Origin of the sequence: Chryseobacterium tructae, assembly GCF_030409875.1 — a bacterium.
In the GTDB taxonomy this organism is placed as follows: domain Bacteria; phylum Bacteroidota; class Bacteroidia; order Flavobacteriales; family Weeksellaceae; genus Chryseobacterium; species Chryseobacterium tructae.
Window position 1 is genome coordinate 4,561,222 of record NZ_JAUFQR010000001.1, and the last position, 21,648, is coordinate 4,582,869.

The 21,648-nt window shown below is 35.9% G+C and carries 22 protein-coding genes and 1 pseudogene; 15 read left to right on the forward strand and 8 right to left on the reverse strand.

Features of this window, described 5'->3' with window-relative positions; translation table 11 throughout:
- Nucleotides 1–8 precede the first annotated feature (8 nt).
- Nucleotides 9–1,102 (reverse strand): annotated as a pseudogene (locus tag QWZ06_RS22690) (PASTA domain-containing protein).
- Nucleotides 1,103–1,258: 156 nt separating this feature from the next.
- On the opposite strand from QWZ06_RS22690, the gene QWZ06_RS22695 reads away from it, so the two are divergent.
- From QWZ06_RS22695 to QWZ06_RS22705, 3 genes are all read left to right on the forward strand, one after another.
- On the forward strand, nucleotides 1,259–2,248 hold the full coding sequence (locus tag QWZ06_RS22695) for a D-alanine--D-alanine ligase (RefSeq protein ID WP_290301238.1): 990 nt from the start codon (nucleotides 1,259–1,261) through the stop codon (nucleotides 2,246–2,248).
- 74 nt (nucleotides 2,249–2,322) lie between these two features.
- Entirely contained in the window at nucleotides 2,323–2,787 is a 465-nt protein-coding gene (coaD, locus tag QWZ06_RS22700; protein ID WP_045492768.1) for a pantetheine-phosphate adenylyltransferase, read from the forward strand.
- Nucleotides 2,788–3,030: 243 nt separating this feature from the next.
- A complete protein-coding gene (locus tag QWZ06_RS22705) occupies nucleotides 3,031–3,663 on the forward strand; it encodes a trimeric intracellular cation channel family protein (protein ID WP_290301239.1) in 633 nt (210 codons plus the stop codon).
- Between the two features lie 190 nt (nucleotides 3,664–3,853).
- Here QWZ06_RS22705 and QWZ06_RS22710 read toward each other — a convergent pair whose 3' ends face one another.
- Nucleotides 3,854–4,420, reverse strand: a complete 567-nt coding sequence (locus tag QWZ06_RS22710; protein WP_290301240.1) for a DUF2892 domain-containing protein — start codon at nucleotides 4,418–4,420, stop codon at nucleotides 3,854–3,856.
- A 151-nt stretch (nucleotides 4,421–4,571) separates the two neighbouring features.
- The gene (locus QWZ06_RS22715; RefSeq protein ID WP_290301241.1) at nucleotides 4,572–5,069 is read right to left on the reverse strand and encodes a dihydrofolate reductase; all 498 of its coding nucleotides are present in this window, start codon (nucleotides 5,067–5,069) and stop codon (nucleotides 4,572–4,574) included.
- A 75-nt stretch (nucleotides 5,070–5,144) separates the two neighbouring features.
- Here QWZ06_RS22715 and QWZ06_RS22720 point away from each other — a divergent pair, with 75 nt between their 5' ends.
- From QWZ06_RS22720 to QWZ06_RS28330, 6 genes are all read left to right on the forward strand, one after another.
- Nucleotides 5,145–5,750, forward strand: a complete 606-nt coding sequence (locus QWZ06_RS22720) for a LemA family protein (protein ID WP_290301242.1) — start codon at nucleotides 5,145–5,147, stop codon at nucleotides 5,748–5,750.
- Nucleotides 5,750–6,181, forward strand: a complete 432-nt coding sequence (locus QWZ06_RS22725) for a TPM domain-containing protein (protein ID WP_290301401.1) — start codon at nucleotides 5,750–5,752, stop codon at nucleotides 6,179–6,181. The genes QWZ06_RS22720 and QWZ06_RS22725 overlap by 1 nt, the downstream gene beginning before the upstream one ends.
- Nucleotides 6,162–6,968 carry a TPM domain-containing protein gene (locus QWZ06_RS22730; RefSeq protein WP_290301243.1) on the forward strand — a complete coding sequence of 269 codons (807 nt, stop codon included), beginning with the start codon at nucleotides 6,162–6,164 and terminating at the stop codon, nucleotides 6,966–6,968. The genes QWZ06_RS22725 and QWZ06_RS22730 overlap by 20 nt, the downstream gene beginning before the upstream one ends.
- Nucleotides 6,969–7,164: 196 nt before the next feature.
- Nucleotides 7,165–7,686: an NAD(P)H-dependent oxidoreductase gene (locus tag QWZ06_RS22735; protein ID WP_290301244.1), complete on the forward strand. Its 522-nt coding sequence runs from the start codon at nucleotides 7,165–7,167 to the stop codon at nucleotides 7,684–7,686.
- 21 nt (nucleotides 7,687–7,707) lie between these two features.
- Entirely contained in the window at nucleotides 7,708–9,414 is a 1,707-nt protein-coding gene (locus QWZ06_RS22740) for a monovalent cation:proton antiporter-2 (CPA2) family protein (protein ID WP_494337510.1), read from the forward strand.
- Nucleotides 9,381–9,575: a hypothetical protein gene (locus QWZ06_RS28330; protein WP_494337511.1), complete on the forward strand. Its 195-nt coding sequence runs from the start codon at nucleotides 9,381–9,383 to the stop codon at nucleotides 9,573–9,575. The genes QWZ06_RS22740 and QWZ06_RS28330 overlap by 34 nt, the downstream gene beginning before the upstream one ends.
- A gap of 1 nt (nucleotide 9,576) precedes the next feature.
- Here the strand turns inward: QWZ06_RS28330 and QWZ06_RS22745 are convergent, their stop codons facing one another.
- Complete coding sequence (locus QWZ06_RS22745) at nucleotides 9,577–10,392, reverse strand: GIN domain-containing protein (protein WP_290301245.1); 816 nt, start codon at nucleotides 10,390–10,392, stop codon at nucleotides 9,577–9,579.
- A gap of 254 nt (nucleotides 10,393–10,646) precedes the next feature.
- Here QWZ06_RS22745 and QWZ06_RS22750 point away from each other — a divergent pair, with 254 nt between their 5' ends.
- The 3 genes from QWZ06_RS22750 (at nucleotide 10,647) to QWZ06_RS22760 (ending at nucleotide 14,112) form a co-directional block, all read left to right on the forward strand.
- On the forward strand, nucleotides 10,647–12,788 hold the full coding sequence (locus QWZ06_RS22750) for a M3 family metallopeptidase (protein WP_290301246.1): 2,142 nt from the start codon (nucleotides 10,647–10,649) through the stop codon (nucleotides 12,786–12,788).
- Nucleotides 12,789–13,136: 348 nt separating this feature from the next.
- On the forward strand, nucleotides 13,137–13,514 hold the full coding sequence (locus QWZ06_RS22755; protein ID WP_290301247.1) for a YchJ family protein: 378 nt from the start codon (nucleotides 13,137–13,139) through the stop codon (nucleotides 13,512–13,514).
- A gap of 4 nt (nucleotides 13,515–13,518) precedes the next feature.
- A complete protein-coding gene (locus QWZ06_RS22760) occupies nucleotides 13,519–14,112 on the forward strand; it encodes a hypothetical protein (protein WP_290301248.1) in 594 nt (197 codons plus the stop codon).
- Nucleotides 14,113–14,301: 189 nt separating this feature from the next.
- On the opposite strand, the gene QWZ06_RS22765 is transcribed toward QWZ06_RS22760, so the two are convergent.
- The 3 genes from QWZ06_RS22765 to QWZ06_RS22775 all read right to left on the reverse strand — a co-directional run bounded on the left by QWZ06_RS22765 (nucleotide 14,302) and on the right by QWZ06_RS22775 (nucleotide 16,087).
- Nucleotides 14,302–14,802 (reverse strand): FKBP-type peptidyl-prolyl cis-trans isomerase, encoded by a 501-nt coding sequence (locus tag QWZ06_RS22765; RefSeq protein WP_290301249.1) that lies wholly within the window; start codon nucleotides 14,800–14,802, stop codon nucleotides 14,302–14,304.
- 212 nt (nucleotides 14,803–15,014) lie between these two features.
- A complete protein-coding gene (locus QWZ06_RS22770; RefSeq protein WP_290301250.1) occupies nucleotides 15,015–15,260 on the reverse strand; it encodes a VF530 family protein in 246 nt (81 codons plus the stop codon).
- Nucleotides 15,261–15,265: 5 nt separating this feature from the next.
- Entirely contained in the window at nucleotides 15,266–16,087 is an 822-nt protein-coding gene (locus tag QWZ06_RS22775; RefSeq protein ID WP_290301252.1) for a hypothetical protein, read from the reverse strand.
- A gap of 163 nt (nucleotides 16,088–16,250) precedes the next feature.
- Between QWZ06_RS22775 and QWZ06_RS22780 the strand changes: the two genes are divergently transcribed.
- The 3 genes from QWZ06_RS22780 to QWZ06_RS22790 all read left to right on the forward strand — a co-directional run bounded on the left by QWZ06_RS22780 (nucleotide 16,251) and on the right by QWZ06_RS22790 (nucleotide 20,779).
- Nucleotides 16,251–16,403: a hypothetical protein gene (locus QWZ06_RS22780; protein WP_290301253.1), complete on the forward strand. Its 153-nt coding sequence runs from the start codon at nucleotides 16,251–16,253 to the stop codon at nucleotides 16,401–16,403.
- Nucleotides 16,404–16,534: 131 nt separating this feature from the next.
- A complete protein-coding gene (locus QWZ06_RS22785; protein WP_290301254.1) occupies nucleotides 16,535–17,740 on the forward strand; it encodes a metallophosphoesterase family protein in 1,206 nt (401 codons plus the stop codon).
- Nucleotides 17,741–17,743: 3 nt separating this feature from the next.
- Nucleotides 17,744–20,779, forward strand: a complete 3,036-nt coding sequence (locus QWZ06_RS22790; protein WP_290301255.1) for an AAA family ATPase — start codon at nucleotides 17,744–17,746, stop codon at nucleotides 20,777–20,779.
- A gap of 23 nt (nucleotides 20,780–20,802) precedes the next feature.
- Here QWZ06_RS22790 and QWZ06_RS22795 read toward each other — a convergent pair whose 3' ends face one another.
- Complete coding sequence (locus QWZ06_RS22795; RefSeq protein WP_290301257.1) at nucleotides 20,803–21,630, reverse strand: universal stress protein; 828 nt, start codon at nucleotides 21,628–21,630, stop codon at nucleotides 20,803–20,805.
- Nucleotides 21,631–21,648 lie beyond the last annotated feature (18 nt).

Below are 21,648 nucleotides of genomic sequence, written 5' to 3' on the forward strand. Positions count from 1 at the left end.
ATCTATATTTATTCTACGACTACTTTCTTAGCCTTTGGCTTTTGAGCAGGCTGCTGTGTAGGATTTGAAGCTGCTGGTTTTGCAGTGTTTCCTGTAGCAGGCGTACTGGTAGTAGAAGCCTTAGGTTTCTCCGTTCCTGTACTTGCAGGTTTAGGAGTTGTAGACTGAGGCTTTGGAGTCTCCGTTTTGGGAGCTTCTGTCTTTGGCATCTCTCTTTTAGGCACTGGTGCAGGTACTACAGGTGCATCATAGTGAGGCTCATTATGAACTTCCTCATATCGTACCGGTGGCAGGGATGTATCTACCTTCATTCGGTAAATAGAATTCAACTGTTCCACTTTTGCTCTAAGCTCTGCCGGTGTTTTCTTACTTGCCCAAAGATCAATCTGCATTCCCTGGTCACGAACATCTCCTGCCGCGGGATCCTGATAATAGATAATATCAGACTCATCCTTACCGCCATCTTCATATTCTACCAATCCAACTTCAAACATACTTTTTGTAATCAATGCCCTAGCTTCTTTTACAGAAAGTCCCACTACATTCGGGATAGAAATATTTCTCATTGGTCCTGATCCTACTACAACATCAATAATAGAGAATCTAGGAATTTTGGTACCCGGATTTACGGCATTTCCTTTATATAAAATTCTTAAAAGAGCATCTTTCTGGATACTTGGTTCGAAAATGGTATCACCAATCTTAAGACCAACCTGATCCAATCTCTGGAACGCCAGCCCCGAATATTTGTTGATTACATCCGGAATTACAATAGGAGCCCATGTTCTTGGATTTACTTTAAGACGCACTGTTCTTCCATCCTTTACACGAGAACCCGGTGCAGGATAAACCTGCAGCACTTGAAACGGTCTGTATTTAGGATCATAATTAGCACTGTCCACATCATATTCCAAGCCCGTGTCATCTAATATTTAACGGCATCATGCACTGATTTATTTACAACATTGGGGACAGGAATTTCCTGACCATGATTAGTATGGTACTCTAACCAGCGGAACGTAAGCCATATCAGCCCTACGAAAACACCGATTGCCACTACTAAATTCACTAAAACTTTCCAATTGAAAAGTGATTTAAGCATACTTAAAAATACTTTAATTATAACCGCAAATATAGCTAATAATTTTAGAATGGACTTTTTATTTAACACAATTCATTTTTGATTTTAAAATTTGCGGATTTCCCGTATTGCATTGCATAAAATGTTTAAATTTGCCTCAATTGATACTATATGGTTATGAATAAAAAAAGTGTTGCCGTAGTAATGGGAGGCTATTCTGATGAATATGTTGTATCCTTAAAAAGCGGACAGTTGATCTATGATTCTTTAGACAGAAATCTGTATGACGTATATAAAGTAGTCGTTCTTAAAGATGAATGGTATTTTTTAGGAGAAAATGATAAAAAACATCCTATTAGCAGAGGCGATTTTTCTGTTACCTTAGATAATGAAGAAACATTGAAGTTTGATGCATGTTTCAATATCATCCACGGAACACCAGGTGAAAATGGTATTCTACAGGCTTATTGGGATGCCATAGGTCAAAAATATACTGGTTGCGATTTTTATCAGAGCGCCCTTACCTTCAATAAAAAAGATACTCTTGCTGTATTGTCAAAATATGGAATTCCATCAGCAAAAAGCATTTATTTAAGAAAAGGTGAAGAAATCAATGTAGATAAAATTGTAGAAGAATTAGATCTTCCACTTTTTGTTAAACCAAATCAATCCGGATCTTCATTGGGAATTTCTAAAGTAAAAGAAAAATCTGAACTGATTGCTGCTACAGAAATCGCTTTTAAAGAAGATGATGAAATCCTTATCGAAAGTTTCTTAAACGGAATGGAAGTTTCTGTAGGCGTTATCGATTTTAAAGGAGAAACCATTGTTTTAGGAATTACTGAAATTGTTCCTACCAATGAATTCTTCGATTACGAAGCTAAATATGAAGGAGCATCCGAAGAAATTACTCCCGCAAGAATTGACGAAGAAACAACAAAAAGAGTAGAAGAAATTGCCAAAAGAGCTTACAATTCTCTTGGAATGAGTGGATTCTCAAGAAGTGAATTTATTTTAATGGACGGCATTCCTTATATGCTTGAAATGAATACCAATCCAGGATTCTCTCCTGCAAGTATTCTCCCTCAACAGGCAAAACATTATGGGATCTCCATTATGGATCTTTGTGGAAATGAAGTTGAAAAAGCTTTAAATAAAAGAAAATAGATAGTAGAAACTAGACATTAGAGGTTAGAATTTAAACCAATATATGGATCGTTCAAAATCATAACTCATACAACATGAAAATTGCTGTTTTCCCAGGGTCATTTGACCCTATCACTTTAGGACATTACGATATTATAGAAAGAGCGGCACCGCTATTTGATAAATTAATTATTGCTATCGGGCAGAATTCCCAGAAGAAATATATGTTTCCTCTTGAGAAAAGAAAAGAGTTTATCCAAAATTCCGTAGCAGAATTTCCGAATGTAGAAGTAGATTCATTCGAAGGATTAACAGTAGATTACTGTTTTGAAAAGAATGCTCAATACATCATCAGAGGACTGAGAAACCCGGCAGATTTTGAATTCGAAAAGGCAATTGCTCATACCAACAGAACATTAGCCCACAAAAAACTGGAAACCGTATTCTTATTAACCTCATCCGGAAAATCATTCATCAGTAGCAGTATCGTAAGAGAAATCATTACCCATGGTGGCGAATACGAACTTATGGTACCAGATTCCGTAAGAGTTGAGAGATAGATATAATGAGTAATAGGTAATGAGCAATGAAAAAAAATTGCATTGTAGTTGAATAAATTGATGAGACACCACTTTGGCTTGAAATTATTGAAGAACTAGAATCCATAAGTCCAGAAAAAATTCTACATTTAAAATCAGAATGTGAAGAACTTATAAAAGTGATGACCCAATATAAATTATCTCAAATTTAAGTGGCATAATTTTTATTATTCATTGCTCATTATTCATTACTCATCATAATATATGCACGAACAGTTCAATTTTGCCATAGAAGTACTTGGAACCATTGCGTTTTCCATGTCAGGAAGTTTTGCAGCAATGCAGAAACGACTTGACCCTTTTGGCGTTCTTATTATTGCCTTTGTGACTTCCGTGGGTGGAGGAACTGTAAGGGATCTCCTGTTGGATATTCCTGTATTCTGGATGCATGATCTTCTGATGTGTGCCCTGATTCTGATGACCAGTATTTTTTCCATGGTATTCAAATCGCTTGAAAAAAACTTTAAGGTTACCTTATTTATCTTCGATAGTTTTGGACTGGGATTGTTTACCATTATTGGTATTCAAAAAGGACTAAATGTGGGTATTCATCCTTTAATCTGCATTGGTCTGGGAACTATTACAGGTTGTTTTGGGGGAATTATCCGGGATATACTGCTCAACAGAATTCCATTGATCTTCCGAAAGGAAATCTATGCTACAGCATGTATTGTAGGGGGAGCTGCATTTTTACTCATGACAAAGTATACCCCATTATCCTATACTTTTATACAGATCTTTACGATTTTATTGATTGTTGCCATCAGAACACTTGCCGTAAAATACCAATGGCAAATGCCTAAATTTTATGGTTATGACCATACTTCTGAAATGTAACTTATAAGAAACTGGTGGTTCCTTTATTCTCCAGTACACATGGAAGTCAATTCAATCCGATAGGAATCCAGTCAGTCTTTAGAGAAAAAAATATTCAAATACTCTTTTTTCAAAAATTCCGGAACTCATTCTTAGAAAAAACAAAAAGTCCTGAAAATTCAGGACTTTAGTATATGTATCGGATATTTTCTTAAAATTTCCCTCTCTGTCTCATGTTAGGATTGTGCATGTGCTTTTGCATGGTTGGCATTTTCAGCTGATCTTTCATCATTTTGATTTGATCAGTCATCATTCCTGCGCTATCAAGTTTTTTAGCTTCTTCCAACAACTTTTGCCCTTCCTGCTTTCTTCCTTTAGAAATAGCAACTGCTGCAAGGTTTAAAGTAGCCATTGCTCTATCATGCTTCATGTTCAAGCCGTATTCCAAAGCTTTTTTCATTAAAGGCTCTACTTTTGCCGGGTGATCCTGAGCTTGTGTTAGCCCTAATAAATAATGGTAATATCCGTATTGAGTCTTATGTAATTGCCCTTGGTAGTCTGTTATTTTTGTCAGCCATTCAGCTGCTTTTGCCATATTTTGCTTTCTTAATTGCCAGAATGCCAAAAGAATATATTCATTTTTAAAGAAAAGAGCAATTGGAATTGCTGCCAAAAGAAATACAACAATTCCCCAACCTAAACTTCTTGTGAAAAACATCATATAAAGTCCCAGAAGGATAAGAAGTGCTGCTACCGCAATTTTTATGTATTTATTCATTACTAAATTTTAGAAGTGCAAAGATAATAAATTTAAAGGTTAAAGTTCAAAAAGTCAATGGTGAATGGTTGATTCGATACGGTGATCAATGATTTAATAGATCAAAGAAATTCACAATTCACTTTGTAAAGTAAAGATTAACGGTTGATAATTAACCCTCACTCTTCATTCTTTCAAAAGTCTGAAAACAGAAATCATAGCCATTCTTTTCGTCTTTTTCATGGCAGACTTCATTGGTTTTTTTCCAGATTTTCTCATCGATTTTTGGGAAATAGGTATCTGCTTCCAGATCTGCTTTTACTAAGGTAACTTCAAGCTTATCTACAATCTCCATTGTCTGTTCATAAATATTACCACCACCGATAACGAAAACCTCTTCATCGATCTTTTTGGCAAATTTAAGGGCTTCCTTTAGGCTTCCCACAATCAGAATTCCTTCTTCAAACCAATCTTTTTTTCTTGAAACAACAATATTCGTACGATTAGGAAGTGGTTTTCCAATACTTTCATACGTCTTTCTTCCCATAATGATCGGATGCCCCGAGGTAAGGTCTTTAAAATGTTTTAAATCTTTCGGAAGATGCCAAAGCAACTGGTTTTCAAAACCAATCTCATTCTTCTCTCCCATAGCTACCACTATTGTTGTCATTCAAATATAATTTTTTACAAAATTAGCACATAATTTGTATATTTGATTAGCACAAAAAATTAAAAAAAATAAACTATGAAAAATAAAGGATGTCTGGGCGCCGGAACCATTGGTATTGCCCTCCTTATTATTGTTGCAGTACTATTCTTTTGGGGAAAAAGCGGATATAACAGCTTTGTCAACAAAGAACAGACCGTTAACGCAAAATGGTCTAATGTAGAGACTGTGTATCAGAAAAGAGCAAATCTTATCCCTAACCTGGAAAGAACAGTAAAATCGTATTCAAAATTTGAGCAGGAAACTTTAACACAAGTTGTAGAAGCACGTTCTAAAGCTACTTCTATCAATATTGATCCTACCAATATGACTGAAGCTGATATTGCTAAATTCCAGGCTGCACAAGGAGAATTATCGGGTGCGCTAAGCAGGTTAATGGCTGTTGTAGAGTCTTATCCTAACTTAAAAGCAGATCAGCAGTATATCAACTTCCAGAGAGAATATACCGCTATTGAAAACAGTATCAGAACAGAGACTGTTTATTATAACGATGCTGCAAAGGATTACAATACTTCTATCAAGACTTTCCCAAATAATATTTTGGCGAATTTCACCAATTTTAAAGAGAAACCTTATTTCAAAGCTGATGCAGGAGCTCAGAAAGCCCCTGAAGTATTCAAATAATAATGAGCAATTTCCTTACAAATCAACAGATCGCTTCCCTTGTGGAAGCGATTCAGTCAGCAGAAGACCATTCTACAGGAGAAATTAGAGTACACATTGACTCTAATACAGAAAAACGGGATGCTAAAACAGCATTTGATGTTTTCAAAGAACTACGCATGGATAAAACTACTGATAGGAATGCTGTACTTTTTCATGTAAATTTTGAACAAAAATACCTTACCATTATCGGAGACCTAGGAATTCATGAAAAAGTAAACCAAACGTATTGGGATCATCTGCATGACTATATCACTGCTGAATTTGCCAAAGGAAACTACTATAAAGCATTGAAAAGTGCTATTCTGGAAACAGGCGTTGAACTTAAAAAACATTTTCCTATAGAAGGAGAAAACCCAAACCAACTTCCAAATGAAATTACGTTCTCTTAAAATAGTATTTTCATTTTTACTGATTTGCTTTTACACATTTGTATCAGCACAATACACTATTCCTCAAAAACCAGCAGTTTTATACCCTGTTTTTGATGAAGCCGGAATTCTTTCCCAACAGGAAAAAGATGAGCTTAATAATAAACTTATCAAGTTTGCTGATTCCACTTCCACCGAAATTGAAGTGGTCATTATCAAGTCTACCAAAGGCGAAGATGTTAACTTTCTGGCAACAATGTTCGGTGAACAATGGAAAATCGGAAAAAAAGGTGTGGATAACGGGGTTGTTTTTCTGATTGCTACAGAAGATCATACGATGTCTATTCAACAGGGAAGAGCCGTAGAACAATACCTTACGGCATCTGTTGCAGGACAGATTCTGGATTATATCGTTACTCCCAACTTTAAAAAAGGGCTTTGGTATGAAGGCATCAACCGTGGTACTTCTGCGATTATGGAGGCTGTGGAGGGCAAATTCAAACCGGTGGCTACTACAGCTCCTTCCGGCGATGGCAGTGCACTCAAGGTTCTGATTATCGCATTTGTTATTTTTATCATCATTGCGATCCTCTTTGGTAATCGAGGCGGTGGTGGCGGTGGTCGTGGTAGTTCTGACGATGATGATGTAATCATTACCCGAAGAGGCCGCAGGAATTATCCTGGTGGGTTTTTCCCATTCCCAGGTGGTTTTGGAGGCGGTGGTGGAAGTTCCGGAGGTGGCGGTGGCTTTGGAGGCTTCGGCGGTGGCGGAAGTTTCGGTGGCGGCGGTGCATCCGGAGGATGGTAATCTTACAATAATTACAATCATTTATAAACAGATCAGGTCTCAAAGACCTGATTTTTTATTTAAAATCTAAAATAATAGCGTTTTTTTGACTTTAATTAACATTAAATGCACTTTCACATATTAAAAAATTAATAAATCAACACAAAACTTACCTTTTATTCAATATTTTTTCACTATATTTACTGAAAACAGGATTATGAAGAAGACGCTGGTAGTATTTGCACACCCTTATCTGGAGCACTCTAATTCGAATGTAGAGCTTATCAATTTCTACGTTCGTCACCAGCATTATACCTTAAGAGATCTTTATGAAGAATATCCTGATTTCCATATTGCCGCCTTCAGGGAAAGAAAACGATTAGCCAATTATGATCGATTTGTTTTTCAGTTTCCATTGATATGGTTCGGAATGCCACCTCTGTTGAGATTATGGATTGATGAAGTTTTTGACCGGGACTGGCTACAGCCTGGAAAAGAAAACCCTCTAGAAAACAAAGAAGTGTACATTCTGATAACCACCGGAGGAAAAGAAAGATCTTTTAGTAAAGAAGGAACCTATCAGTACACGATTGATGAACTCATCAGCGGACTGATCGTTTCATTGAAGGTTTTCAAGGCTGATATCAAACACATCAAAATCGTTTACGAAGCCAACAAGTTGTCTAAAAAAGAAATTATTCTGCATAAAAAAGAGTTTACAGAACTGCTCAATCAATAATATATGGAGTCCAGCTTAGCAATGAACACATTACTTTTTCTAGGTGTAGCCATTATCATGGTTCCACTGGCCAGAAAATTGGGATTGAGTTCTGTGATCGGTTATATTTTAGGAGGAATCATCATTGGCCCCTATGTCCTCAGCCTTACAGGTAATAATGTAAATGACATTATGCACGCCAGTGAATTTGGGGTTATCATGCTTTTATTTATCGTTGGCCTCGAATTGGAACCCCGAAAATTCTGGGAAATGAGGAAGAAAATAATGGGATTGGGGCTCACCCAGATGCTGCTGACCATTTTATTATTATTTCTCGTATTCATTAGTGTAGGCTGGAGAATTGATAAGGCTATTGCCGTTGCCATGTGTTTTGCATTGTCTTCTACAGCTATTGTATTACAAACATTGCAGGAAAAGAATAATTTTAAAACCACAGCGGGAGAAGCATCATTTTCTACCCTTTTATTTCAGGATATATCTGTGATTCCTATTTTGGCAATTCTTCCGATTATTGCTAATTATAAAGCAAAACATCATGATAATGAAATTCAGATCCTGATCCAAAAGCTTCCGGAATGGCTTCAGGCAAGTACTGTAATTTTTGGAGTGGCCTTATTAATCTTATTGGGACGATATGTATTTGTTCCTTTTTTGCGCTATGTCTCAAAATCTGGAATGACGGAATTATTAACGGCCTCTTCCCTATTTCTTGTTATCGGAGTATCTGAACTGATGATCGTTATTGGGCTTTCTCCCGCATTAGGAGCTTTCCTTGCCGGAGTAATGCTGGCGAACAGTGAATTCCGACATGAACTTGAAGCACAGATTAATCCTTTTAAAGGATTGTTATTGGCTGTATTTTTTGTCAGTGTAGGATCAACAATTAATTTTAATATCATTCAAAAAGATCCATTATTTATTTTCAGTACTGTGTTTGCAGTACTAGCAATAAAGTTTTTGGTATTATATACAATTGGAAAATTTTACAGAATAGATACTCCACAAAGTCTTTTCTATGCATTTGCCCTTTCGCAAGTGGGGGAATTTGCCTTTGTACTGATTAATTATGCTTCAGATCTTTATCTTCTTGGACCTGAACTCAATGCTCAGCTAATGGCCGTTACAGCGATTACTATGTGCATCACTCCTATTCTACTTATTATTAATGATAAATTTATTACGCCAAAGTTTATCAGGGAAATTCCTGAAGAGGAGAATGATTATAATATCCTGGACAACGATATAAGTCAGAAGAAGATCATCATTGTAGGTTTTGGTCACTTTGGAAGCACTGTAGGGCGTCTTTTAAAGGCCAATAAAATACAGGCAACCGTTTTGGACAGAGATTCCGATCGTGTGAAACTTTTGAGAAGCTATGGTTTTAAAGTATATTATGGAGATGCTACAAGAATTCCTATTCTAAGAGCAGCAGGCATTGAAGAGGCTGAAATCCTGGTATTGTGCCTTGATGACGCAGATGACAATATGTTTATTGCAGAACTTGTGCGTGAGCATTATCCGAATGTGAAAATCTTTGTAAGGGCCAAAAACAGAATTGATGCCTATGAATATCTTAATAATGGGGTCAATCATATTTATCGGGAAACTCTGGGAACTGCTGTGGATATGGCTGTGGATGTACTGCATGAAACAGGAATGAGAAAATATGCAGCAAGACGAATGGGCAGCGATTTATGGCGATTGATAAAGCCTCTATCAGAAAACTAGCAAAAGCAACAGAAGATAGTGATATTGCCTTGTTTACTACAAAAGAGATCCTACAGCGTGAGGAGGAACTATTAGCTTATGATAATCTTAATTTTGATAATAAAAATTGGGAAGGTTCCTCATCTACCGAAGAAGAAGACGAGGAAGACTCCCAGGATTAATTTATTCGATATTCACACTTCCACCACTGCTTTCGTTCTTCGTAACATTCTTAAGATCTCCTTTTCTGGAGATGTCTACACTTCCACCTGAAGAAGCTTCTGCTTTAACGGAAGAAACTGCACTGATTCCAATATTGGCTCCACTGGATGCATCAGCATCTACATTATCTGCAATAACTCCTTTAGCTGAAATACTACTCCCGGAAGAAGAACTGATATCTGCATTTTTTGCTTTTCCGGAAATATCAATGCTTGATCCTGAAGAGGACTCTATTTCAAGATTTACAGCCCATATTTTCCCACTGAAATTACTGCTGCTGTCTGTATTAATATTTAAGTCATTAGCCTCCAGATTTCCTGAGATACTTCCGGCGCTTGAGGCTTCAACACTTGTTTTTTCCTGAGTAAACTTATCTTTTACACTGATACTTGCCGCTGATTCTGCAACCAATTTTGTAAAGTCTTTGGTATAAATTTTCGCAGTTACTTTACTGATGTTCATCACTCTGATTCCAGGTTTATAATGAATATGCAGTTTTCCACCACTATTTTCTACAAGAACCTCATCGATGATGCTTTGTGGTGCTGAAATGATCACTTTTTCTATATCTGATTTTATCACTTCTGCTTCAATTGCTTGGGAAACCTGAATTTCATCAAAATCTCCATTGAATTCTCTCTGCTGAATAGGTCCTGTTTCTTTAGTGATAACTTTCTCTACCCAACCACTTTTTTCCTTGTTTTTTTTCTCATGTCTTTCATTACATGAGGCTAAAACCACTAAGGCTGAAAAAATAAAAAGAGTTCTTTTTTTCATGTTTATTTCTTTTTTATATTATTTTTTTGATTATATAATTTAATAACAACTAAAATATAAAAAATATTACATCTTCTTCTCATTATCCTTTTAGTCTCTGTAATTCAAGAGTTGAAAAACATTAACAACAGCAAAGTTGTTATTTTGGTTTACATAAAAATGTTCAAAACACCCGTTTCATTAAATACATTAGCCAAAATATCTGCTATAAGGCAAGTTTTTAATATCTTTATGCTTTAATAACAACTATATTTATGAAGAATATTTCATCGGTATTATTAATTTCTGCCTTGGCGTTCAATCAATCTTGTACTACAATGAAACAGACCGATACTCAGCAGGAACTTCCTGCCCCTGATCCATCATTATCTTCAAACCCTTTTATGAAGAAGAGTAAGCTTCAATACGAAGCTCCGGAGTTTGACAAAATTAAAAACGAACATTTTAAACCGGCTTTTGAATTCGGATTAAAGCAGCATGCTGCTGAAATTGAAAAGATTGCCAATAATCCGGCAACTCCTACATTTGAAAATACCATCGTTGCATTAGAAAAAAGTGGTGAAGTACTGAGAAGAACACAAATTGTATTTTCTAATCTTACCAGTGCGAATACCAACCCTACTCTACAGGCCTTGGATGAAGAATATGCTCCCATTTTTGCTGCACATTCCGATAAAATGTACCTGAATGAAAATCTTTATAAAAGAATCAAATCTATCAAAGAAGATGGCCTTGATCCTGAAAGCAAAAGATTAGTACAATACTATAAACAAAACTTTGAGATCGCAGGAGCTAATCTTTCTGCTGCGGATAAGGAAAAACTGAAGCAAATCAATCAGGAATTGGCTTCACTTTCTACTCAATATGCTAATAAATTACTGGAAGCTAGAAAACAAGGGGGTGTATTCTTTTCTGATGCAAAGGAACTTGATGGTCTTTCTGCTGACGAAATTGCAGCGGCTGCCGCTGATGCTAAAACAGCCGGACAACCAGGTAAATATCTTCTTGCCTTACAAAATACCACTCAGCAACCTCTTTTACAGAACCTGAAAAACAGAGCCTCCAGAGAAAAGTTATTCAAAGCTTCATGGACAAGAGCTGAAAAAGGAGATGCTAACGATACCAGAGAAACAATTGAAAAGCTGGCAAAGCTTAGACTTAAAAAAGCGCAGACCTTAGGTAAAACAAATTATGCTGAATGGAAACTTCAGGATCAAATGGCAAAAACACCTGAAGCTGCAACGAAGTTAATGAACCAAGTGGCTACTCCTGCTGTAGAAACGGCAAGACGTGAAGCAAAAGATATTCAAGAGCTTATCGATCAGCAAAAAGGAGGTTTCAAGGTAGAGCCTTGGGACTGGAATTTCTATGCTGAACAAGTAAGAAAGGCTAAATTTGATCTTGATGAAAGTGAAATTAAACCTTATTTTGAAATTACAACTGTTTTAGAAAAAGGAGTTTTCTTCGCTGCTGAAAAATTCTACGGACTGACATTCAAAAAGAGAACTGATCTTCCAGTATATCACCCGGATGTAGTGACTTATGAAGTTTTCGATCACGATGGAAAATCTATTGCCATCTATTATCTGGATTTTTACACAAGAGATTCTAAAAATGGCGGAGCCTGGATGAGCAACTTTGTAGAACAGTCTTATCTTATGGGAACAAAACCAGTAATTGTAAATTGCTATAACTATCAGAAGCCTGCTCCTGGAAAACCTTCATTAATCAGTTTTGATGATGTTTCAACCATTTTCCATGAGTTTGGACACTCTATCCACGGAATGTTTGCAAGCCAGAAATACCCATCTCTTTCCGGAACAAATGTACCAAGAGACTTTGTAGAATTCCCTTCTCAAATCAATGAGCACTGGGCACTGGATCCGATGGTCATCAAGAACTATGCGGTTCATTATGAAACCAAGCAGCCAATTCCTCAGGCTTTAGTAGATAAAATTAAAAAAGCAGCTACCTTCAATCAAGGATACATGACTACGGAATTGATTTCTGCAGCGGCTTTAGATATGGATTGGCATTCTGTAACGAATGAAAGCCAGTTTATTCCTGTTTTAGATTTTGAAAAGCAATCTTTAACCAACCATGGATTTACTTTGGCAACCGTTCCGCCAAGATACCATACTCCTTACTTCGCTCACATCTGGGGTGGTGGATATTCAGCTGGATATTATGCTTACCTATGGTCTGAAACATTGGATAACGATGCATGGGAATGGATTAGTAAGAACGGTGGATTAACCAGAGAAAATGGTGACCGTTTCAGAAAATATATTCTTTCTGTAGGAAATTCTGTAGATCTTAATCAGGCATTCAGAGATTTCACAGGACACGATCCGGATATCAAACCTTTATTAAGAAACAGAGGTTTTATTAAATAATACAACGAGAAGCATTCTTTTAAGAGTGCTTCTTTTATTTTGCCACGAATGCGCAATTTTTTTATTAAAGCTCATAATATGAAGTATTACATTCTATGTACCTATGCGGTTTAAAATCTTTTACCACAAAGGCATATAGAATATTATCATTCGTGAATTCGTGGCAATTCTTCAGCAGTATATAATTTTATCGCAGATAAAATCCTTGCGCCCTTAAAAGCAACTTAGAAAATAAACAGTTTGCGCGTTTGCGATTTTCCAACAATAACATTACAACAGAAGTAAAAAATCAAAGCGGCTTCTATTGATATTCATTATTTTTGCAGCTTAAAACTTTAAATAAAAAAGATGAATTGTCCCTGCTGTTCAGGAAAATCCTACGAAGAATGCTGTAAGCCATATCATACCGGAGAAAAACATGCTCCCACTGCTGAAGCATTAATGCGTTCTAGATTTTCAGCCTTCGCCATCCCGAATGGTGAATATTTAATGGAAACCACGCTTCCTGGAAAACGAAAATATCACAACAAACGGGATCTACAGGAATGGGGCGAGATCAATGAATGGACAAAACTGGAAATTATCCAGACACCAACTTTAACCCATGTAGAATTTAAGGCTTATTATACAGACCAGGATAGCCATCCTCAAATCCATCACGAATTTTCTGCTTTTCAGAAAATGCATGAACGTTGGTATTATGTTTCAGGTGAATTTTTAGATTAAAACTATGAAGAAGAATTTTATTTACACATTGCTTTTTTTATTTTGCAGTTTCAGCTTTTTCACTGCACAAACCGCAGAGGATAAAAAGGAAGTTTCCACGGCCGTAGCTGATATCTTAAAGGGATTCCAAACCAAAAATGGCGATCTCATGAATAAATATGTGAACGAAACCTATGGTGTGGGCGTTCTTTTTAAAAGTAGTGGTGCTCTGGGATTTGTTTTAAATGAAAATGTTGATTTCAGTATGCCGTTAGGATATATCAAAAAAGCATGGAATATCAGAAATCAGTTTCCAATGCAATTCGACCAGAATGATGGATATGATTTTAAAAACAAGAAATGGACAAAAGAAGGGCTATTTGTTCAGTTTAATTCTAGTGCAGTCAATGATTATGCTGACCAATTTTCAGAATTATACGCTGTAAAGGATCAGACGATTTTTAAAATCAATTCCAATCCCAAAAATGTCGTTTTTGTAATGCTTGCAGAGAACAGTAAAGAAAAAGCTCCTATTAACGGATTTAATTTTGTCATGACAAAGATTGATGGAAAATGGTTCCTTACCTTTATTGATGTGACAGAGTATGATGCGGAGTAAGAAAGGGATAAACCACCCCATCAAATCTTTGATTTGACACCCCTCCAGTGGAGGGGAATGCCAAGCATTATACTTATCTTACTATATAAAAAAATAACCAGCAGAGAGTTCTACTGGTTATTTTTATATTGTCTTACAATGCAATTGTAGCACAAAAAAATGTCCGAAAAATCGGACATTTATATTTTCTTAGTGAGCGTCAGTTCCGTCAATTCCGTGAGCGTGACCGTGTGATAATTCCTCTTCTGTTGCAGGACGAGTATTTAAAATTTCCACCTGGAAATCTAACACTTTACCAGCCATTGGGTGGTTAAGGTCTGCTACAACAGCTTCAGGAGTAACTTCTACTACAAAAGCCTGGAAATTATTCCCTTGATTGTCTGATAAAGGTAGGATCGCTCCAATTGGAGGAGTTCCTGATTCTTTGAACATTTCAAGTGGCAATTGAGCAATAGCATCCGCCTGTCTTTCACCATAAGCTTCTTCAGGCTGAATTACAAAATCAGCTTTATCACCAGCTTTTAAACCAAGGATATTTTCTTCAAATTTTGGAATCATCATTCCAACACCATACAAAAATGTAAGTGGATTTTCTGCTGTTGTTTCTTCTACAAGAACTTTACTTCCATCTGCTTCGATAGTGTGAAGGATATACTTTACAGCTACAACGTGATTGTTTTCAATTGTCATATTTTTCTTTTTTTGTCGTAATTTTTTTTACGATTAACAATAATACAAATATACTCTTTTTGAAATAATTTGATGAGTTGAGAAGCTGGGAGATGGAAGAAGGAAGCTATGAAAGGCATAAAGAACAGCTATATCGTCTTTTTTACCTTATTAGTTCATACATGTAATAAGACAAACTGTGCCTCCACCCTCATTCTTCAAGCTTCCAGCCATTATTTTTTTCTCTCTTCGTCTCTTTTTTTCTGTCTTAAGACATACAAGTACAAACTTTCAACTTTTGCTCTTGCCCAATCTGTTTTTCGTAAAAACTTCAATGAGGAATTGACACTCGGGCTATCTGTAAAACATCTGATATTAATTTGTTTTCCCAATTCCTCAAAGCCCTGATAATATTCTACCAACTCTTCAAGAATGGCATCAAGTCTTTTTCCGTGTAAAGGATCTTTTGATTCTGACATTATCTTTATTTATTTTCTTTTTTATCTTTATCTGTCATTTTTTCATACTCTTCAGAAGTCATTATATCCAAATCATTTGATTTACAGTCCCAATAGCTAACATATTCTTTGGATACAACGGTATAATAATCCCAGTTGGTAAATCTCTGATAAAGCATCAATGTACAAATATCTGTTGGAGTTATTTCTTGCCAGTTTTCCAAAACATGGCTATGTGCACCACCAACAGATCCTCCCTTTTCGTCAATAATCTTTTGAACAATCATCCCCTGATGTAATTTCTCAACATTTTTAACTTCATTTTTACCATTAAAAGTAATAAGATAATCATTACCAAAAATGACAATATTATCTATAGAAGGACCTGTAAGTGCATACACTTTTTTCACACCATTTCTGATAATAGGGATCAAATTGAGGCTGGCATTTTTATAATGTTTAAAAATAGTATCATTCTGTACTCTTTTAATTGCGCTTTGTCTTATACTGAAATAATCCATTTCTTGGGGTGTAAAATCTCTCTCAGTAAAGTCTTTCTGAGCCTTTTCCGGATTATAAGTAGTAGGAAAAGATATGGTTGCTATTACTTTATTGTTTTTGGAAAAGAAGATACATCTGGGTGTTTTTCCGTCGATATAAGAAAAATATCCCCCTACATTTTCACTTTTGCCATACTGACTCTTAAAAATATCAGTACCATACCAACTTGCCATTTCACTTTGATATAATTCTACTCCTTCTGCTCTAATTTCAGCATTTCTGGAAATATTCTGACCATTAATAGATAAAGCTAATAAAACAAGCCAAAAAGTTAATACAACTCTCATGAGGAAATAATTTTTTTCCAAAAATACTAATAAAAAAAGTCTACCCGAAAAAGATTTATTCTGACTATAGGTTGATTGATTAATATATTTCCACTTTGCGTTTTTGTTTCTTATTTTTGATGAAGCAATTTTTATCCATAAAAATGATTCGCTGCAAACCAATATGAGCAAAAACAACGACGCCAACAGGAAAAAAAATAAAAAGCAAATTGATCAGAAAAAACGGAAAATGCAAAATGCTGAAGCAGAAAGAAAAGCACGTTTAAAACAGATTCAGGCAGATTTCAAAGCAAAAGAAAACGATAATAAACTATAAAACCCGTTCATTATCAAGCCCATTAACGTTCTGATTAAATATACTTCTTGATAAATTGAGGTAAACCATATTTTTAAAAATACAGCTTCATCTATCTTTGGACACTTCCTTTACATTATGATCAACTTTTTATGAAAATTTTACACACCGCCGACTGGCATTTAGGAAAAAAACTGGATCGCTTTTCCCGATTGGAAGAGCAGAGTTCAGTGATGGAGGAAATCATTGCGATTGCTGATGAAGAACAGGCAGACCTTATTCTTGTTGCCGGTGATCTTTTTGATAATTTTAACCCCGCTGTAGAAGCCGTTGAACTTTTTTATAAAACCCTGAAACGGTTGTCTCAAAACGGAAAACGTCCTGTTATTGCTATTTCAGGAAATCATGACTCTCCGAACCTCATCAATGCACCCGATCCGCTGGCCAGAGAATGCGGAATTATTTTAATAGGTCATCCCAAAGCGGAAATTATGCCATTTGGAACTGAACATTTTAACATTACCCATTCAAAAGAAGGCTTTATAGAAATAAAGATCAAGACTCTTGATTTTCCCATAAGGCTATTACATACTCCTTACGCTAATGAAATCCGTCTGAAGGAATATTTAGGAGAAAATAAAGAGGAAGAGATCAATAATGTACTTTCAAAAACATGGAAAGATCTTGCCGATCAGTTTTGTGATGAAAATGGAGTTAATCTTTTAACAGCCCATTTGTACATGAATAAAAAGGGGGCTGATATTTTAGAAGAACCTGAAGGTGAAAAACCGATAAAAATCGGAAACGCTGACCTTATTTTCTCAGATAGTATTCCTGAACAGATTCAATATACGGCTTTAGGTCACCTGCATGGTTTTCAGAATATCGGAACAAAGGAGAAGCCTGTAATTTATTCATCTTCTCCTCTATGCTACAGCTTTAGTGAGGCAGGACAGACAAAATATGTTTCTATCATTGATGCTGAACCGGGAAGGCCTGTTTCTTATGAAAAAAAGGTATTGAAAAGCGGAAGAGCTTTAGCTAGAAAAGCCTTTACATCCGTTGATGAAGCCGTTCTTTGGCTAAGAGGAAATCCATATACGTTTATTGAGCTGACATTAGAAAGTGAAACTTTTTTAACGGCTGATGAACGCAGGCTGATCTATCAGGCTCATGATGGAATTGTGCATCTGATTCCTAAAGTTAAAAACAAAGAATCCGGTGAGGAAACGATTCATGAAATTAATTTAAATCAAGATATAGAAACATTGTTCAAGGATTATTTTAAATCAAAAAATGGTGGCCAGGAAGCCAATGAAGAACTGATGAAATTGTTTAACGAAATTTTAAATTCCTAAGCTATGATTCCTATTCAATTAACAGTTGAAGGTCTGTATTCTTATCAGGAGCGCCAGACTATAGATTTCAAAAATCTTACGGATGCAGGATTATTCGGTATTTTTGGAGCGGTGGGTTCCGGGAAATCATCAGTTCTTGAAGCTATTTCGTTTGCTTTATATGGTGAAACGGAACGTCTGAATATGCGTGATAAGCGTGCATATAATATGATGAACTTAAAATCCAACAGCTCTTATATTGAGTTTGATTTTATTAATTATGAAAATAAAGTTTTCCGTGCGACCAGGGATTTCAGACGAAATTCTAAAAAGTTTGAGGATGTAAAGCCTAATTCTGTAGCCTTCTATGAAAATAGTAATGGGAAGTGGATTCCTTTAGAGCATTCTAATGCGGAGGCTATCATTGGTTTAAGCTATGCCAATTTCAAAAGAACGATCATTATTCCTCAAGGGCAGTTCAAGGAGTTTCTTGAATTGGGAGCTGCTGACAGAACCAATATGATGAAGGAAATTTTCAACCTTCAGCAATATGATTTACAAAATAATGTTTCAGCTTTGAATACTAAAAACAGATCGGAATTGGATCAACTTGAAGGTCAGCTGAAGGGTTTTGAGGAAATCAGTGAGGAAAAAATTCAACTTCAAAAAGATATTTTAGGAGAGGAACAAAAAAAAATGGTTCAAGCTAATGAAACGTTTGAAAAGATTTCTCAAACTTATCAACAACTGAAGAATCTAAAAACAGATTTTGATAGCTTACAGCAAAACCGGGAAAATTTCAATAACCTTTCTGAGCAGAAAGCTCAAATGGATGTACTGGAAGCTCAAACAGAATTGTATGATCGTACTTTCAGAATTTTCAATCCATTGATTACTGAAAAAAACAGGCTTTCCAAGAGTAGTGCTGAAAAAAGAAATGAGAAAGAAAGTCAGATCAAAACTTTACATGAAACTGAAGTTACGTTTAAAGCGATAAAGGAGCAGCTCACAGCTTTAGAACCAAAATTCAAAGGTTTGGAGCAATCTAAAATACAAGAAAACGACCTTGATCTTATTGTTCAGATTCTGAAATTTTATGAAGAGATCAAAACGCTTAATGAAAGAACTCAGAAAGGATCGGAAAAGGTAGCGGAAGTAGAAGTTCAAAGGGATGCTATTCAGAAAAAAATTACTGAATTGTCTAAAAACATTGAGGTTTTAAAAGGACAGAAGCTTGATGCAGCCTTACTTTCCAATGTGGGAAATTGGTTTATTCAACAGAAAAACTTCAAAAAATCACATTATGAACAGGTTGAAAAAATTGGAAAAAACCAAAAGCAAATTGAACTCATCGCTGAGGAATTGAAGCCTTTTGCTCTTCAGGACAACTTTAAAGCTGATTTCGCTAGCAAGAAAGAGACACTTGAAACACAGAAAAAGGAATTTTCTCAAAAGCTGGATCATCTGAAAATTCAAAAAGAACTTTCTCGTTTTGCCAGTGAACTTCATGATGGTGAGGCTTGCCCGCTTTGTGGCTCTCAGGAACATCCACATATTGTGGAATTTCATGATGTAAATACGGAATTACAAGATATTCAGGAGAAAATTAAGGCCATTGAACAGGAAATCTATCAGCTTCAACAGCAGGAAACGGCTATTGAAAAAATTCTGGATAGAAAGAAAATCTTTGATGAGCAGCTGATCTCTGAACAAAAAGGTCTTCAACAGATTCAGAAAGATATGGAGAATCATCTTCAGCAATTCATCTGGAAGCAGTTCAGCCCGGATCATGAGGATGATTTTGAGAAAAAAAGATCAGATTCTTTCGCTCTGGAAAAAAAGATTGAAGAAACAGACAAAGCCATTACACAGGAACGAGAAACCTTAGAAAAAGAAAGTAAAGTTCTGGAGAAATATAAAAATGCTTTGGAGACTTTCAAGCTGGAAGAAGCTACGAAGCAGAAAGAGATCACTATCAGTCGCTCCCATCTTAAAATTCTGGAATGGGAGTCTTATGAACAAAAAACTATAACTGAAGTTGAGGAAGCTTATCAGAAATTAGCACAATCTAATACTGAAACTGAACAACAGTATCAAAAAGCCTCACAACAGGAAAAAGACCTTGCTCCTAAACTTGCAGAGCAGAAAGCTATTGTCAGCCAAACGGAGAAACAGATTGCAGATCTTGAAAAAGAGATTTCGGAGAATCAACAAACTATTGATAAGGCTTTAAATGAGCATAATTTCACAGCATTTAATGAGGTTGAAAATATTCTGCAACAGGAAATCAACATCCAGGAGGTTAGAACTAAAATCCAGCAATTCAAAATTGATTTTGAAACCTTGAAAAAAGTGATTGAAGGGCTGGAATTGAAATTGAAAGGGCTTTCTTTTGATGACAAACAGTTTTCATTGGCTGAAAAACAGTTGGGCGAGGCTCAGGCGGAATTGAAACAGATCAACGATGCTGTGGTGACCATGACTGCTGAAAAAGACAGATTAGAAAAGGAATACAAGAAAAAAGAGGAGCTTCTGAAAGAATTGACAAAGCTTCAGAAACGTTCTGAAAACCTGAAACTGATGATGAATCTGTTCAAAGGAGCCGGTTTTGTACAATATGTCTCCTCAATTTATCTGAGGCAGCTATGTGATCATGCCAATACCCGCTTCCACAGAATGACGAGAAATCAACTGAGCCTGCAGCTTAATGAAAACAATGACTTCGAGATCATCGATTACCTCAACGAAGGCAGAAGCAGAAGTGTAAAAACGCTTTCGGGCGGGCAGGCATTCCAAGTCTCTTTAAGCCTTGCTTTGGCACTGGCTGAAAGTGTTCAATCCAATGCTCAGGCTGATAAAAACTTCTTCTTTATTGATGAAGGTTTCGGAACTCAGGATACAGAATCCGTGAATATTGTATTTGAAACCCTGACCAATCTGATGAAGGAGAATAGAATTGTGGGAATTATTTCTCACGTAGAAGAGCTTAAAGAAAAGATTCCTACAGCTCTGAATATTATCAAAGACGAGGAAAGGGGAAGTCTTATTGAGATTATATAATTAAACTAAAACTGGTTAAAAAGTTACGCATGAAGAATCAATACAGCCTTCACTGATTTATTCAGGATCTCATCTACAGTACTTCCGGAAAACAATCGGTAAATAATATTATGATTATGCTTTACAAGACATAAAATATCTGTTTTATTGGTTTCTATGAAATCAATAATTCCGCTAGATGGTTTATCATCCTCAACGTAATGAAAGGTAATCTCTACAGAAGAAAGCTGATCTTTTAATTTCTTTTCCCCATTTTCTATAGTTTTTGCAGCTGTATCTTTATCCGAAATATGGAGGACTTCCAGCTTCTTCGGATCAGAAACTTTTAGGATCTGGTTCAATGCTTTTATATCCCTTACAGATAATTTTGTGGTCTTGTAATCAGCGGCCAGAGTGATAACAGGTGTTTGTTGAAGTATACTTTCTGCAGGAACTATTAATGTAGGGATTCGCATTTTACTAATGGCTAAACTGGCATTGCTTCCTATAATTCCTTTAATGCCCGTAGCTCCCGTCATTCCCATGACTAAAAACGATACATCATTATATTCTATGTATTTGGTAATGACATTTCTCAAAAAGCCAACATCACAAACCGTTTTAACCTGAATGTCTTTATATTCGTCATTATTACAGAAAGTTTCAGTCCATTCTTTCAAAGCTGATCTTTTTCTGGCATAGTAATCTTCAATAAAAATAGCGTTGTATGTACTATTGTTAATACCTTCCGTAGGGTGAATGGCATTCAGTACTGTTACTTTCATATTGATAGTCTTAGCAAGGGACAGCGCATACAACAGCGCATTACCTGCGTTGTTGGAGAAATCTGAGGCAACTAATATTTGTTTCATTTTTTCGGTTTTAATAAA